Below are 16,088 nucleotides of genomic sequence, written 5' to 3' on the forward strand. Positions count from 1 at the left end.
CGCTTTTTTCTCAATTTAGACGGAATGGAGCAGTAGCTATGAGTGCAGCAACTGGATGGTATATGCATCCGCTGAGGGTTCGTTACCAAGAAACGGATCAGATGGGAGTTGTTTTTCACGGCAATTATGTAACCTGGTTCGAAATTGGACGTACGGAATGGATAAGGAATGCCGGATACGATTATAAGTCGATCGAGGCGCGAGGCTTGCTGCTGCCCGTAATCGATCTGCAATGCCATTATGTACTGCCGGCCCGTTATGACGACATGGTAGTTGTGTGTACGAGAATTGCGGAATGTACGCCGCTGCGTGTTTCCTTCGAATCGCAGGTTCGAAGAGTAGACAAGGAGCATTTCGCTTCAGGCTTGCTGCCTGAAGGCGAAGATCTGCCTGGCGAGCTGCTCGTCCAGGGCGGTACTAAACATGTATGGGTCAATCCGGAATGGCAGCCTGCGCGGCTTAATAAAGTGATGCCTGAGCTGTACGAGCTTATTTGTGCGGGCATTAGCTCCGGCGTATAGGCGCAAAATGTGAACGAATAGGGAGGAATGAATGATGAATAAATGGCTGCTGGCGGCATTCATTGTCATACCGATCATCGAGCTATGGGGAATTTTGCAGGTAGGCGATCTTATTGGCGGTTGGACGACGTTTTTTGTGCTCATTCTGATGGGGCTCGTCGGTTCGTATATGGCCCGGGCAGAAGGGCGCAAAGTATGGGCGGAAGCGCAGCGGCAGATGCAAGCAGGACAAATCCCGGGACAGACGATGCTGGACGGACTATGCGTATTAATCGGCGGCTTGCTGCTGCTCATGCCTGGTTTTTTCTCCGACATCGTAGGGATCACGCTGCTCTTCCCGATAACTCGTCCCTTCTACAGAGCGTATATGCTCGGTTGGATTGAGAAAAGAATGCGGAACGGCAACTTCAAGATTGGCCGATTCTGACTTTCGTATGATTTACGTTAGCTTTACAATTGATTAACATGGAAATAATAGTCGTCGATTACAATAGAAGTAGTGCTAGGAGCACGTTAATGAATTACGGCTATGTTGGATTTTTGCAGGATAGAGTGCCGTTATTCGGCTGGGCTAGCTGCTATATTGGATTTTTGCATCAACTTCGGTCTTGAATGGTCTTAATGGGGCGTTTCGGAAGATAGTTAGTGCAAATATCCAACATAGGTGCTGGAAGGCCTCTAAACGGGCAAAAGTTAATGCAATTATCCATTATAGACGAGCTGTAGAGACGCTAGAGCACCATGATAAGTTTACGCTTACGATGTGAGTTTACTTTGTAAACTCTAAGATTACGCTTACGAAGTCACGCTATTCTACGAATAGCTTGTAGGAGGATCACCTTGACCAAACATTTATCGCAATATGTCAACCGGGATTTAAGCTGGATTGAGTTCAATCGGCGCGTGCTGCAGGAAGCGCAGGATGCAAGAAACCCGCTGCTGGAGCGAGCGAAGTTTCTAGCCATCGTAACGAGTAATTTGGATGAATTCATGAGCGTTCGCGTAGCCGGTATTCAGGATCAGATGCGGGCAGGACTGACGAAGACCGACTTCACCGGCTACACGCCAGGCGGCTTGTGGAAGCGTCTTATTAAACGGGCGACGCAAATGGTGCATGAGCAATATCGTACATATCGCGAAGTATTTCGCGGACTAAGCAAGGAAGGTATTTTTATTCGCTCGTTCGACGAATTGAACGCGACTCAAGCGAAAGTGATTACGGAATATTTTCATCAAATCGTATTTCCGGTGTTGACGCCGATGGCGGTTGACCAGAGCCGGCCATTCCCGCTCKTTCGTACGAAGGAGCTGTATTTGGCTGTGCTGCTGCAAAGAGAGGGCGGATCGGCCGATGAGGAGCCGTTATTTGCCATCGTGCAGGTTCCGTCTATCTTATCGCGCCTTGTGCCTGTTCCAGGCAGAACGAATAGCAAGAAGTCGGAGTTCGTCTTGCTGGAGGATCTGATTGAGCAATTCATCAATACGTTATTCAACGGCTACGAGCCGTTCTCGGTCCATCCGTTCCGTCTTACCCGCAACGCCGACTTAACGCTGGATGAAGAGGGCGCAGAGGACTTGCTCGAAGAGATCGAGAAGGAGCTTCGCCGTCGCCGCTGGGGGATTCCGGTCCGTCTAGAGATCGGCAAAGGGATGCATCCTTATGCGCTTGAGACGCTGCGAGAGGAACTTGAAATCGAGGATAACTTGTTCGAAATCGATGGACCGCTCGATCTGAGCTTCCTTATGAAGTTCGCGAACTCGCTTCCTGGATACGACAGTCTTAGATATGAGAAGATGGAGCCGGTCTATCCGCGTGAGTTCGATGAAACCGACGATATGTTCGAGGTTATTCGGCAGCGGGATGTCCTGATGTACCACCCGTATGAATCATTCGAAGCAGTCAACGACTTCGTCATGCAGGCAGCTTATGATCCAGATGTAATGGCGATCAAGATGACGTTGTACCGCGTCAGCGGCCAGTCTGCGCTCGTGCAAGCGTTAGCGAAGGCAGCAGAGTCAGGCAAGCAAGTCACAGTCGTTGTCGAGCTTAAGGCGCGATTCGACGAGGAGCGGAATATTGCTTGGGCGCGTCAGCTAGAGAAGGCCGGCTGCCATGTCGTCTACGGCCTTGTCGGATTAAAGACGCATGCGAAAATATTGCTCGTCGTCAGACGCGAGCAGAAGACGCTGCGCCGCTATGTCCATGTCGGAACGGGCAACTATAATGACAGCACGGCAATGTTGTACACCGATATTGGTCTATTCACTTCGCATCCGGTTATTGGCGGTGACGCTTCTGCATTGTTCAACGAGGTGACAGGGTATTCGTCCCCTTACGATTGGAAAGCGTTCGGTGTTGCTCCATCTGACCTGAAGGAGAAGTTGTATCGCCTTATCGACCGAGAGCGCGACAATGCGCTGGCAGGCAAACCGGCTCGTATTATTGCGAAGATGAATTCACTGTCGAATCAAGAAATGATCGACAAGCTGTATGAGGCGTCCCAGGCTGGGGTGAAGATCGAGTTGATCGTGCGCGGCGTATGCTGCTTGCGGCCTGGCGTTGCGGGGCGAAGCGAGAATATTCGCGTAATCAGCATCGTTGACCGCTTCCTGGAGCATGCGCGGATTATGTATTTCAACAACGGCGGCGAAGAAGAAATTTATTTGTCCAGTGCCGATTGGATGACGCGCAACCTGACGCGGAGAATCGAGCTGATGTGTCCGGTATTCGATGAATCGTTGCGACAAATATTAATCAATATGCTCAAGCTGAATTTGAATGACAATGTAAAAGCTAGAGAGCTGAAGCCGACTGGTTTATACGAGTCGATCGAGGAAGAGGGAAGAGAGCCGTTCCGAAGCCAGTTCGAAGCGAGGTTTATAAATTCGTGGAAAGGCCGCGCATAGCGCGGCCTCCGTTTTGACGGCGTTGTCAGTCATTAACACCTGTTAAGGAGAGCCCAGGCGATAAGCCCCAAAGCTTCTTGAATTCGGAAGCGAGCTCTTCGATCTCGCGCTGTTCCACTGCCAGTACGCCTCGAGGCTGAATCGGCCGAAGCTGAAGCGATGAACCCGACGCATGAATGAACAGCTGTCCGATCGCTTGTGTCTCGCTGCGGTCAAGCGCAATGGAAAGCTGCAGCAGCGTTCCGAGTTTATAGATAAGCTCAAGGTCGGTATCCTGCAGCAGCTCGCGATATTCGGACATTTGCTGCCTAGCGCGGCTCTTGCTCTTGTAGGAGGCAATGGCGGCAGTCATGATAATCTCCCGATGGGACAAGCCGTTCAGATGCGAATTCACGATTAAATAGAAGGAGTGCCGGGCATATTCGTAATAGTCGATCGAAGCGCCTATTCGGAACAGCTTTGCGGCCGAGTCGAGCAGAACACGGGCATCGTCAGGCAATTGATGCAAATATTGCAGCGAGTCATACAGCTCTACAGCAAGCCGCCCAACCTGCATCACATGCTGCCTTGGCGCTTCGGGATGGAGCGCGCTAAGGTTGTTTAAGCTGAATGCAAGCACGTCGTCTTGCCTAGAATGGTTAGGAAACCGTGTCGCATGGAATAAGCCGTCCCTGAGGCCTGCTCCGCATATCTGATAATGAGTTGCTTTAACAACACGGTACAGAACGCGTAAGATGGCTATTCCAGGTACGACAACGTCCGCTCGGTCCTTGGACAAGCCTGGCAGCTTGCGGCGCTTGTCAAGCGGCAGCTTGCGCATCTGATCGAAGAGCAGATCCGTCTCCTCGCTGTTGATCGTGTAATTATGGGTTTGCGGAAACGGATATTTGTAGGCCGCTTGATGCATTTTGCCGAGCGCCCGCACGGTACCGCCGACTCCGACGAGCGGCATGCCAGGCGACTTGCCTATCCATGGTTCCTGCTTAACCGCATCGCTTACGAAAGCTTCAAGGGACTTCAAGGCATCGTCTGTGAGCATGCCCTTCGGTCCGAACTGCTTGTTCAAGCTGACGCAGCCGAACGGGAACGAAACTGATTTCACTAGCGTGCGATTGCGGAATAAGCTTAGCTCGGTGCTCCCGCCGCCAATGTCGATGAGGAAGCCGTCTCGAATGCTCAGAGAGTTAATCATGCCTAGGAAGCCGTAAGACGCTTCTTCTTCACCGGAAAGCAGCTCGATGTCGAGTCCCGTCTCGTTCTTGATCCGTGATAATATTTCGGCGCAGTTGCTAGCGTTGCGTACTGCAGCCGTAGCGACGGCGCGGATTTGGCCGGTATGATGATGCGCACATATCATAGTGAAATGGCGAAGCGTGACGATAAGCTCATCCAGCGCTGCGTCGTTCAGTCTGCCGTTCTCATCGATTCGCTCGCTAAGGCGGGCAGCCCGCTTGCTTCCGTCCGAGACGCGATGAGCGCCATTCGCGGTTCTTTCGTATACGACGAGCCGGACGGAGTTCGAGCCGATGTCGATGATTCCGATGCGTTGTCCTGTCATGATGCGCCTCCGTTCCGGCAACTTTCGCCTGCCGATTCTCTTTTGGACATTTTACCATTATATACGACTGAATAAAAATAGTTTTCTAGGACGGCTAAAATGGGAGCAAATGGGGAAAAATGCAGCAGGAGCTAAAGAGAATAGGTACTGCGATAAAATATTTGATAATGCCGATAAAGCATTTTTATGTCCAATTTTGTTCACTTCACCCGCAAAATCATTTATGATTAAGAGCGACGGTAAAGAAACGAACGTTTTTTTATGAACCAATAGCAAATATTTGGTTAAAGGAGAGAGAACGATGACAGCAACTAAAGGTCTAGAAGGAATTGTCGCCGCGGCGTCGTCCATCAGTTCGATTATTGATGGAGTACTGACGTATCGCGGTATCGATATCGATGATCTAGCAGCAAACGCAACTTTTGAAGAGGTCGCATATCTGCTTTGGTACGGTAAGCTACCTAATCGTTCCGAGCTTGCAGGACTGCAGAAGCAATTGGACGAGTACGCAGCCGTGCCTGCAGCCGTTCTTGATCAAATCAAGCTGTATCCGAAGGATACGAATTCGATGGCCGCTCTCCGCACTGCTGTATCCAGCCTTGCTCTGTATGACAGCGCTGCTAACGAAATGACAGCGGAAGCTAATCAGTTGAAAGCGATTAAGCTTCAAGCTCAGCTTCCTACACTTATTGCTGCTTTTGCCCGCATCCGCGAAGGCAAAGAGCCGGTTGCTCCAAAGAAAGGCGTTTCTATCGCCTATAACTTCTTGTACATGCTAACAGGCAACGAGCCTGCTGAAGTAGCGATCAAAGCTTTGGATCAAGCGCTAGTGCTACACGCTGATCACGAGCTTAACGCTTCCACATTCGCTGCGCGCGTTACGGTTGCAACGCTTTCCGACATATACTCCGGCGTTACTTCCGCGATCGGCGCTTTGAAAGGCCCGTTGCACGGCGGTGCGAACGAAGCGGTTATGGTTATGCTTGAGGAGATCGGTTCTTTCGGCAACGTAGAGAGCTACATCAACAACGCGCTTGCGAACAAGCAAAAAATTATGGGATTCGGACACCGTGTATACAAAAACGGCGACCCGCGCGCGAAACATTTGCAAAAAATGTCCCGCGAGCTTGGCAAGCTGACCGGCAACATGGAATTGTACGAAATGTCCGTTAAGATCGAAGAATTGGTTACGGGTCAGAAGGGTCTTAAGCCTAACGTCGACTTCTATTCCGCTTCGGTGTACACGACGCTCGAAATTCCGCGCGATCTGTTCACGCCAATCTTCGCGATCAGCCGTGTATCCGGCTGGTGTGCGCATATTCTTGAGCAATACCAAGACAACCGCCTCATTCGTCCGCGTGCGGACTATGTTGGACCGGTTAATGCAAAATATATTCCAATTGACGAGCGCTAGAATCGTTAGCAGGGTATAATGGAGTGTGCGAGGACGGGCTATTACGTCAATATGTCCGTTCTCTTCGCTCAGTGTATAATCATATATAGGCTTCACACTAGGCTTGCTAAGCAGGCAACATTTTGAAGGAGGATTTTATTCATGGCTCAGTTCGAAAAATACGCGCTTCCAACAGAAGGCGACCAAATTACGATTGACAACGGCGTGCTTCAAGTGCCTAACAACCCTATTATTCCATTCATCGAAGGCGACGGCACGGGCCGCGACATTTGGCGCGCTTCGAAACGCGTACTTGATGCAGCTGTAGAGAAAGCTTACAGCGGCAGCAAACAAATCGCTTGGTACGAAGTATTTGCCGGCGAGAAAGCATTCAACACATACGGCGAGTGGCTTCCTGCCGACACGCTGACAGCAATTCGCGAATACATCGTGGCGATCAAAGGACCTTTGACTACGCCAATCGGCGGCGGTATCCGTTCCCTGAACGTAGCGCTTCGCCAAGAGCTTGACCTGTACACTTGCCTTCGTCCAGTTCGTTACTTCGCTGGCGTACCTTCCCCAGTTAAACGTCCTGAGCTGGTTGACATGGTTATCTTCCGTGAGAACACAGAGGACATCTACGCGGGTATCGAGTACCAAGAAGGTTCCGCAGAAGTGAAGAAAGTAATCGAGTTCTTGCAAAAAGAAATGGGCGTTAACAAAATCCGTTTCCCTGAAACTTCCGGTATCGGCATTAAGCCAGTATCCAAAGAAGGCTCCCAACGTCTTGCCCGCGCTGCGATCGAATATGCAATCAAACACGGCAAGAAAACAGTTACGCTTGTACACAAAGGCAACATCATGAAATATACAGAAGGCGCGTTCAAGAACTGGGGCTACGAAGTGGCTGAGCAAGAATTCGCTGAGCAAACCTTCACTTGGGGTCAATACGACCGCATTAAAGATGCTGAAGGCGCTGACGCTGCTAACAAAGCACAAGCAGAAGCTGAAGCTGCTGGCAAAATCGTCGTAAAAGACGCAATCGCCGACATCGCTTTGCAACAAGTATTGACTCGTCCAACTGACTTTGACGTTATCGCAACGCTTAACCTGAACGGCGACTACTTGTCCGACGCTCTGGCTGCACAAGTTGGCGGTATCGGTATCGCTCCAGGCGCGAACATCAACTACTTGACTGGCCACGCGATCTTCGAAGCTACGCATGGTACAGCTCCGAAATATGCGGACAAAGACGTTGTAAACCCAGGCTCGGTTATCTTGTCCGGCGTTATGATGCTTGAGCACCTTGGCTGGCAAGAAGCGGCTGACCTTATCTATAAAGGTATGGAAAAGTCGATTAATAACAAAACTGTAACGTATGACTTCGCTCGTCTGATGGAAGGCGCTACAGAAGTGAAATGCTCGGCATTCGCTGACGAAATCATCAAAAACATGTAGTCCAGAACGCTGGCCTACGCCTACAAAATAATATCATAGCTTGATTGAAAGGGGACTTTGGGGTCCCCTTTCGGTTTGCTATCAATCGGGAGGATTGATCTAATGGCTATCAAACGTAACAAGATTACAGTTGTTGGTGCAGGCTTTACTGGTGCGACTACAGCGCTTATGCTTGCTCAGAAAGAGCTTGGCGACATTGTTCTCGTTGACATCGCGCCGCTTGAGAACCCGACGAAAGGCAAAGCGCTCGACATGCTCGAAGCGACTCCTGTACTCGGCGTTGATGCTAACATCATCGGTACTTCCAGCTATGAGGATACGAAGGATTCCGACGTCGTTATTATTACGGCTGGCATCGCCCGCAAGCCAGGCATGAGCCGCGACGATCTCGTTAACACGAACGCCGGCATCGTCAAGTCCGTATGCGAGAACGTAAAGGCGACCAGCCCTAACGCTTACGTGATCATCCTTAGCAACCCGGTTGACGCTATGACTTATGCTGCATTCCAAACGCTTGGTTTCCCTAAAAACCGCGTAATCGGCCAATCCGGCGTGCTCGATACAGCTCGCTACTGCACGTTCATCGCGCAGGAGCTTAACGTTTCCGTTGAAGACGTACGCGGCTTCGTGCTTGGCGGCCATGGCGACGATATGGTGCCGCTCGTTCGATATTCGAACGTCGGCGGTATTCCAATCGAGAAGCTGATCTCCGCTGAACGCATTGAAGCGATCGTGCAGCGCGCCCGTGTTGGCGGCGGAGAGATCGTTAACCTGCTTGGCAACGGCAGCGCCTATTATGCGCCTGCAGCTTCGCTTGTCCAAATGACAGAGGCGATTCTGAAGGACAAGAAACGCATCCTTCCTGTTATTGCATTGCTGGAAGGCGAATACGGCTATAACAATCTGTTCATGGGCGTACCGACCATTATCGGAGGAGACGGCATCGAGAAAGTGCTTGAGCTCGAACTGACGTCTGAAGAGAAAGCAGCGCTTGATAAGTCTGCTGAATCCGTGCGCAACGTGATTCAAATCGTTACAGCAGGTTAATAAGGATTAGGCTAGCATATAACATTTCGTTCGGGAGGACCCTGACAGACAACTGCCAGGGTCTTTCTTTGCACATGTGGGGGAGGGATTCGGATTGGAAATGATCGAAGAAGCTAAGCAGGCGCTTAAGCGGGTATATGGATATGATACGTTCCGCAAGGGGCAGGAAGATATTATTGCAGGCATATTGAATGGGAGAGATACGCTTGCTATATTGCCGACTGGCGGAGGCAAGTCGATCTGCTACCAAATTCCGTCTATGCTGCTGCCGGGAACGTCGCTTGTCATATCGCCGCTCATCTCGCTAATGAAGGACCAGGTTGACGCGCTTCGCCGCGTAGGGGTTTCTGCGGCTTTCTTGAACAGCTCGCTTAGCGCGTCAGAATATAGGGATGTTATGCGCAGCGCCATGCAAGGCGAATACAAGCTGCTCTATGTAGCGCCGGAGCGGCTCGATGCGCCGATGTTCCAATCGTTATCGGAGCAGCTGGCTATTCCGCTCATCGCGATTGACGAAGCGCATTGCGTATCGCAATGGGGCCATGACTTCCGCCCGAGCTATCGGCAGCTAGCGGGCTGGATAGCCAGGATGGCGAATAGGCCGCTCGTAGCGGCCTTCACCGCTACCGCTACGACGGAAGTGGCGGAGGACATTTCGGCGATGCTGAAGCTGCGCGATCCGAGCGTCTTCGTTACCGGCTTCGCGAGACCGAATCTATCGTTGTCCGTCGTGACGGGCGTAGATAAGAAGAAGTTCCTAGAGAAGTTCCTTTCGGGTCGCAAGGAGCAGTCGGGTATCATCTATACGGCTACCCGCAAGGAAGCGGAGGAGGTATGTGCTTCCTTGATTCGCAGCGGTATCGCGGCCGGCAAGTACCACGGAGGACTATCCGATGCGGAGAGGGCAGATACGCAGGAGAAGTTCCGGTTCGACGAGCTGCGCGTCATGGTTGCAACGAACGCTTTCGGCATGGGTATCGACAAGCCTAACGTTAGATACGTACTTCATTGGCAAATGCCCGGCGATCTGGAGTCGTATTATCAGGAAGCAGGCAGAGCGGGACGCGATGGCGAGGAGAGCGAATGCATTTTGCTGTTCGAGCCTGCCGATATGCAAGTTCAGCGCTTCCTGATTGAACAGGGAACAGGCGATACCGATCGCAAGTCGATTCAGCTGTCGAAGCTGAACACGATGATGAATTACAGCCGGACGCAGCGCTGCTTGCAGCAGTTCATCGTCGATTACTTCGGCGAGACGGGCGTTGAAGCGTGCGGTAAGTGCAGCAGCTGTCTCGATAAGAGTGAACCGGTCAATCGCACGGAGGAAGCGAAGATGGCTCTCTCCTGCGTTGGCCGGATGAAAGGGCGCTTCGGCGTGATGATGGCCGCCAAAGTGCTTAAGGGCTCGCGTGACAAAAGACTGCTCGAATTCGGATTGGATCGACTCTCTACCTACGGCCTTATGCGGAATATGGCCGAGAAAGAAATTGCCGATTGGCTGTATTGGCTCGTAGCCGAAGGCTATTTGCGGCTTAGCGACGGACAATTTCCGACCGTCTCGCTTACAGCCAGCGCGCTCCCTGTGCTTGAAGGGCGCGAGATGATCATGCAGCGGATGCGGACGACGGTTCGTCAGACCGCTTCTGCGGACAGCTTCGCGGCATCGCCTCTATTCGATGCGCTCAAGCAATGGCGCAAGGAGCGGGCGTCAGCCGAAGGCGTGCCGCCGTTCATGCTGTTCTTCGACGCTACGCTGAAGGAGATTGCGGTCGCGCACCCGCTTAGCGTAGATGAATTGCTGAACGTCAAAGGAATCGGCGCCGCTAAAGCGGACAAGTACGGTGCGGAGCTGCTAGATATTCTTCAAAGCTTCGAAGGGGGCGTAGAGGGACAGACAGCAGCCCGAAGTGCGACGATATCAGCTGCACCTGCTCCTAAGCGTTCGCCGCAAGGCGATGACGAGCAGCCAAGCCATATCGCGACACTTGCGCTCTTCCAAGAGGGCTTGGAGCCGGACGCGATTGCGAAGGAACGTGGTCTCAGTAAGGTAACGGTGGAGGGTCATATTATCCGCTGCGCCGATGAAGGGCTGGAAGTAGACTGGAGCCGTATTATTCCTGAAACCTACGAGCAGCAGATCGTGGATGTGATCGGTGAGATTGGAACGGAGAAGTTACGTCCTATTAAAGACTTATTGCCCGAGGACGTGACCTACTTCGCGATTCATGGCGTCATGAGCAAGTACGGCTTCAAATCATAAGCGGATCGAAGCTAACCAGCTAACCTATGTATCCTCGCTCACGCTGCAACGGCATTTTGGGCAACTAATTGGTATGCTTCTTGTTGAAATGGCCCTATAGTTCGATTTCGGGCAGCTAAATCGCTATTTGAGTGATAGAACTTGATAAATGGTGAAATAGTTCTACGAAATGCCGCTATTGGAGCTTGTTCAGCATAGAGGTTGAATATAGTTCGACGAAATGCCGTTATGACAGTTTTCCGAGTGATGGAGCTGGGTTTCTTGGAATAACTAGGTCCGAGGCGACCTCAAAAACGGGCACCATGCGCGCTATGCATCGAAAGTTCGTTAATGTTTCACAAATGAAGTCAGAAAAGCTGTAATTCTGACCTTTATACCAGCGTATTTCTTTGAAAACAATCTCGTATCTGATAAACTACATGTTAGGTATAAGTTTGAAAGAAGCGGACAAAGACTGAAATATTACTCGCTTCGCGAACCATAAGAGGAGGAAAAATAATGTCTAATGTAATGTGGTTTATCCATTTGCTTGGCGCAATCGGAATGGGCTTCTATATCGTGCTTCCGATCATGCTGGGCAGAGCAACAAAACTGGCAGGAGCAGGGCAAGAGGGCCTTGCTGACGGGCTGCTGTCTGCGAACCGAATCGCGCAATATTTTCTCGTGATTCAACTGCTTACAGGCGGTTATATGATGTCCCAAGGCGATTATGCAGTTGTCTGGATGATCATCATCACGCTGTTGTTCTTAGGAATCGCTGCTATCGGAGGTATCGTAACGAAGCCGCTTAAGCTGATTGTTTCCTCGATCCAAGAGGGCAAGAGCGCAACGGCTCATATCCAAAAAGCGCGTGTGCTGAGCTTGATCGTACTCGTTCTGTACATTGTAATTATTTACTTCATGAGATTTCCGATTACTCCATAAGTATACCGCGAACATAAACGTGAATAAGCTGTAGGGGGATTGCACTATGCATGAATCATCACCGCAAATTGTTACGTTTGGCGAATCCATGGCCTTGTTCATGCCAGGAGAACATAAATCAATCGAAAGAGCTTCTTCGCTGGAGCAAAGCTTCGGAGGGGCTGAGAGCAATGTCGCGATTGGACTTGCTAGACTCGGCTCTTCCGTAGGCTGGTTCGGCGCGCTAGGCGATGATCCGTTCGGCAAGCTCATCTTGAAGACGCTCCGCGGAGAGGGCGTAGATATATCGCGTGCAAAGCTCGATGGCAGCGCTCCGACCGGCATGATGTTCCGCGAGCATGTGGCGGGCAAGCTTGCGGTACATTACTTCCGCAAGCATTCCGCAGCGAGCAAAATGACGCCGGACAAGCTTGACGAGCAATACATACGCGGAGCGGAGCTGCTCCATGTGACTGGCATTACTGCCGCTATAAGCGAAGAGAGCAGAAATACGCTTAAGCGCGCGGTAGCCGTTGCGAAGGAAGCAGGCGTGAAAATCAGCTTTGATCCGAATTTGCGGCTAAAGCTATGGTCGATCGAGGAAGCGCGCGAGACGCTGTTGCCGATTGCCGAAGACGCGGATTATTTCCTGCCAGGCTGGGATGAGCTGAAGCTGCTGTACGATACGAACGACTATGAATTTGTTAAAGGCAAGCTTAAGCAATTGAAAGCGATCAGTATTATCAAAGGCATGGGCGATACGACTGTTGTATTGAACGGCGATCAAGAGGACAGCCTTCCATTCTATCCGGCCGAGCAGGTCGTCGATACGGTTGGTGCGGGTGATGGGTTCTGTGCCGGTTTCCTTGCAGGCATTATGAAAGGCATGACGCCGGTTGAAGCGGTACGGCTTGCCAGCATTAACGGTTCGCTCGTCGTGCAAATGCGCGGTGACTGGGAAGCGCTGCCAGAGTGGGACATTGTGGAACAGCGATTATCGGCGAAAGCCTGGGTGGAACGCTAATAATGGCGAATACGAGCGGCTCCAAAGGACAGCGCCGGCGCGATGCGATCCTGCAGCATCTTAAGCAGCAGGGAAGGATCACGATTCAAGAGCTCGTAGAGCGGTTTGGTGTCTCGGAAGCGACTGCTAGGCGCGATCTGGAGCAGATGGAAGGCGACTATCCGGTGATTCGCACGATTGGCGGTGCCATGTATGACGGCATGCACACCGTTCGAGAGCTTCCTTTTGCCGAGAAAGAGGGCTTATCGATTCTAGAGAAGGAACGGATTGCCGAGCTGGCTACCTCGCTTATCGTCGAAGGAGACGTGATCGGCCTCTCCGGCGGTACGACGAACTTCCTTATGGCTAAGCTGCTCAAGTCACGGAAGGGCATAACGGTCGTTACGAACGCGGTCAATATCGCGATGGAACTGGCTGGGAGCCCGATTCAAGTCGTTGTGACCGGAGGGATCATGCGTCATAATAGCTTCGAGCTGTGCGGACCGCTTGGCGAAGGCATGGTCGGACATTTACATATTGGCAAAATGTTCATCGGCATCGATGGCATCTCGGCAGCTGGCGGCATTACGACGTATTCCGAGCAGGAAGCCCAAATTGCCAAAGCACTCATCAAACGATCCCATTCTACTTATGCGGTATTCGACCATACGAAGACGGATCGAACATCCTTGTTCTCCATTGCGCCCATTGCTGATCTTGGCGGCGTCATCACCGACGTTCCGCTCGAGGGCGAATTGGCAAAGCTGCTGGAAGAACAGCGTATAGCGGTATATGTGACCGGTTAATCTAGTAAAAACAGCCCGATAAGATCTAATGATCTTATCGGGCTGTTTATTATGTTACTCGTTACTTGCGAAAACCGATCTTCCCTGCACCCACGTCTGGCGCACGTTCAGCTCGGCGTCTGTCAGTACGAGGTCGGCTTGCTTGCCGATTGCAATCGAGCMTGTACGATCGTCGATGCGAAGCTGTCTTGCGGCGTTACCGCTCGCCATGACGCTGATCTGCGGTAGCGTCAGGCTCGTATTCGCGAGCATGAAGCGGATCGCGCCGATCATCGTCAGGCTGCTGCCTGCGAGCGCGCCGCCTTCTGCAAGGCGGGCGACGCCGTCCTTTACGACGACAGGCAGCTCGCCGAGCTCGTACTGGCCGTCAGGCATACCGGCTGCCGACATGGCATCGGTGATTAGAATGACTTTATCCTCGGGTTTTGCCGCGACAAGCAAGCGAATGGCAACGGGATGCACATGATGACCGTCGGCAATAAGCTCGGCATGGATCCGGTCGTCGGTTAATACGGCGCCCAGCGTGCCCGGCTCGCGGTGGTGAAGACCCCGCATCGCGTTATACGTATGCACCGCTTGGGACAAGCCGGCATTAGCCGCAGCTTCGATCTCCGTATACAGCGCATCCGTATGGCCGCATGCGGTTACGATGCCGTTCTGCGACGTCCATGCAATCGTCTCTACGGAGCCTTCTTTCTCCGGAGCTAGCGTTAGTTGGCTAATGAGGGCAGGCCAACGCTCCGCCCACTCTTGCAGCCAACTAAGCTGCGGCGTGCGAATATGGGCAGGGTTCTGCGCGCCCGGCCACTTCTCGCTAATGAACGGCCCTTCCAGATGAACGCCGTGCAAGGCTGCATATGGCATTTCAGCCGATCGGTATGCAGCTACAGCTTCAAGAACGGCGTCGATGGATGACTTAGAAGCCGTCATCGTCGTGGCCAGCATTGTCGTTGTGCCGTTCGCGGCGTGGAAACCGGTGATTTTGTCATAGCTGTCACGACTGGCGTCCATGAAGTCGGCGCCGAAGCCGCCGTGAACATGCATGTCGATGAAGCCCGGCAGCACGTAACCGCCTTCGCCGTCAATGACAGCACTGCCATTGACCGCTTCAGCATTGCTTCCAATTGCAATACTTTCAATAAGGCCGTCAGCGATAACGATGCTGCCTGCCTCAACGCTATCCTCTAAGACGATACGGACATTGCGTATAGTGAAGCGTTTTGTATCATCGTGTTCTTTCATTTAGTTCAACATCCTTCCTGCCTCTCGGTCGAGGAGAACAATGACGCGCGGATGTGTCTGAAGCAGGGAGGCGGGTACGCTAGTCGTAATAGGTCCGGTCAACGCATCCTTGACGATCTGCGCCTTGTCTGCACCGCGAACAGCCAAAATAATCGTATTGGCTTTCAGAATCGAGCCTACGCCCATCGTCACCGCATATTCAGGCACATCGTTCATGGAATCGAAGAACCGGGCATTCGCCTCGCGAGTTTCCTGCTTCAGCTTCACGACATGAGTGCCGCCGGAGAGGTTTTGATCGGGCTCGTTGAAGCCGATATGTCCATTATGTCCAAGGCCGAGCAGTTGTACATCGACGGGTTGTTCCGCCAGCATCTTGTCATATTGGATGCACTCGGCTTCAACGTCGTCGGCCATGCCGTTCGGCAGATGCGTCTGCTCAGCAACAATATCGATGCGGGAGAACAGATGACTGTTCATATAGTAGGCGTAGCTTTGATCGTTCTGCGGTTGCAGACCGACATATTCGTCGAGGTTATACGTCGTCACCTGCTTGAAGCTGACGCGCTCATCATTGTGTATTTGTACTATTTTGTCATAAATTCCGATCGGTGTCGATCCTGTGGCCAGTCCCAGCACAGCTTGCGGCTTTTCTTTAACCAGGTTCGTAATATATCGCGCTGCATAAGAGTCCAGCTCCTGCTGCGTATCGAATTGAATGATTTCCATCACGTAGCCTCCTTTAAAATAGGGGTTGAGCGTATTTGCTATTTTAAGTGTAAAACATTTTCGACGGATAAACAACAAAATTATGATTAAAAAAGTCAAAATAATGATTGTAAAGATCATATAAATAATAAACCAACGCATGTCCGCCAAATATCCCGATGCGGAAGCGCGAAACGAAAATGTATGCTATGCTAGTTCTATATGTCTAATTGGCGAAGAGGGCTGCTCGCTCTTAGCGGGGGGCAATAGCTTGCATAGATGAAG

The 16,088-nt window shown here is 51.7% G+C and carries 14 protein-coding genes; 11 read left to right on the top strand and 3 right to left on the bottom strand.

Going from position 1 to position 16,088, the window contains the following annotated elements:
* Positions 1 to 38 precede the first annotated feature (38 nt).
* The 3 genes from AC1DF0_RS22060 to ppk1 all read left to right on the top strand — a co-directional run bounded on the left by AC1DF0_RS22060 (position 39) and on the right by ppk1 (position 3,428).
* Complete coding sequence (locus tag AC1DF0_RS22060) at positions 39 to 521, top strand: acyl-CoA thioesterase (RefSeq protein WP_477575329.1); 483 nt, start codon at positions 39 to 41, stop codon at positions 519 to 521.
* A gap of 31 nt (positions 522 to 552) precedes the next feature.
* Entirely contained in the window at positions 553 to 948 is a 396-nt protein-coding gene (locus AC1DF0_RS22065; RefSeq protein WP_442050493.1) for an FxsA family protein, read from the top strand.
* A gap of 413 nt (positions 949 to 1,361) precedes the next feature.
* Positions 1,362 to 3,428: a polyphosphate kinase 1 gene (ppk1, locus tag AC1DF0_RS22070; protein WP_477575330.1), complete on the top strand. Its 2,067-nt coding sequence runs from the start codon at positions 1,362 to 1,364 to the stop codon at positions 3,426 to 3,428.
* Positions 3,429 to 3,453: 25 nt separating this feature from the next.
* Here the strand turns inward: ppk1 and AC1DF0_RS22075 are convergent, their stop codons facing one another.
* Entirely contained in the window at positions 3,454 to 4,986 is a 1,533-nt protein-coding gene (locus AC1DF0_RS22075) for a Ppx/GppA phosphatase family protein (protein WP_477575331.1), read from the bottom strand.
* On the opposite strand from AC1DF0_RS22075, the gene AC1DF0_RS22080 reads away from it, so the two are divergent.
* From AC1DF0_RS22080 to AC1DF0_RS22115, 8 genes are all read left to right on the top strand, one after another.
* Positions 4,955 to 5,251 (top strand): hypothetical protein, encoded by a 297-nt coding sequence (locus AC1DF0_RS22080; protein WP_477575332.1) that lies wholly within the window; start codon positions 4,955 to 4,957, stop codon positions 5,249 to 5,251. The genes AC1DF0_RS22075 and AC1DF0_RS22080 overlap by 32 nt on opposite strands.
* Positions 5,252 to 5,287: 36 nt before the next feature.
* Positions 5,288 to 6,400: a citrate synthase gene (gene citZ, locus AC1DF0_RS22085; protein ID WP_477575333.1), complete on the top strand. Its 1,113-nt coding sequence runs from the start codon at positions 5,288 to 5,290 to the stop codon at positions 6,398 to 6,400.
* A 141-nt stretch (positions 6,401 to 6,541) separates the two neighbouring features.
* Positions 6,542 to 7,837, top strand: coding sequence for an NADP-dependent isocitrate dehydrogenase (icd, locus tag AC1DF0_RS22090; protein ID WP_442050498.1), 1,296 nt, complete (start codon positions 6,542 to 6,544; stop codon positions 7,835 to 7,837).
* Between the two features lie 102 nt (positions 7,838 to 7,939).
* Positions 7,940 to 8,884, top strand: coding sequence for a malate dehydrogenase (mdh, locus tag AC1DF0_RS22095; RefSeq protein WP_442050499.1), 945 nt, complete (start codon positions 7,940 to 7,942; stop codon positions 8,882 to 8,884).
* Positions 8,885 to 8,984: 100 nt separating this feature from the next.
* Positions 8,985 to 11,144 (top strand): DNA helicase RecQ, encoded by a 2,160-nt coding sequence (gene recQ, locus AC1DF0_RS22100; protein WP_477575456.1) that lies wholly within the window; start codon positions 8,985 to 8,987, stop codon positions 11,142 to 11,144.
* Positions 11,145 to 11,642: 498 nt separating this feature from the next.
* Complete coding sequence (locus AC1DF0_RS22105; protein ID WP_442050500.1) at positions 11,643 to 12,068, top strand: hypothetical protein; 426 nt, start codon at positions 11,643 to 11,645, stop codon at positions 12,066 to 12,068.
* Positions 12,069 to 12,114: 46 nt separating this feature from the next.
* Positions 12,115 to 13,071, top strand: a complete 957-nt coding sequence (locus AC1DF0_RS22110) for a sugar kinase (RefSeq protein ID WP_477575334.1) — start codon at positions 12,115 to 12,117, stop codon at positions 13,069 to 13,071.
* A gap of 2 nt (positions 13,072 to 13,073) precedes the next feature.
* Positions 13,074 to 13,856, top strand: a complete 783-nt coding sequence (locus AC1DF0_RS22115) for a DeoR/GlpR family DNA-binding transcription regulator (protein ID WP_477575335.1) — start codon at positions 13,074 to 13,076, stop codon at positions 13,854 to 13,856.
* A gap of 54 nt (positions 13,857 to 13,910) precedes the next feature.
* Here AC1DF0_RS22115 and nagA read toward each other — a convergent pair whose 3' ends face one another.
* A complete protein-coding gene (gene nagA, locus AC1DF0_RS22120) occupies positions 13,911 to 15,098 on the bottom strand; it encodes an N-acetylglucosamine-6-phosphate deacetylase (RefSeq protein ID WP_477575336.1) in 1,188 nt (395 codons plus the stop codon).
* A complete protein-coding gene (nagB, locus tag AC1DF0_RS22125) occupies positions 15,099 to 15,824 on the bottom strand; it encodes a glucosamine-6-phosphate deaminase (RefSeq protein WP_442050503.1) in 726 nt (241 codons plus the stop codon).
* Positions 15,825 to 16,088: the final 264 nt, after the last annotated feature.

The sequence above is a fragment of the Paenibacillus sp. 05T425 genome (genome assembly GCF_056396205.1).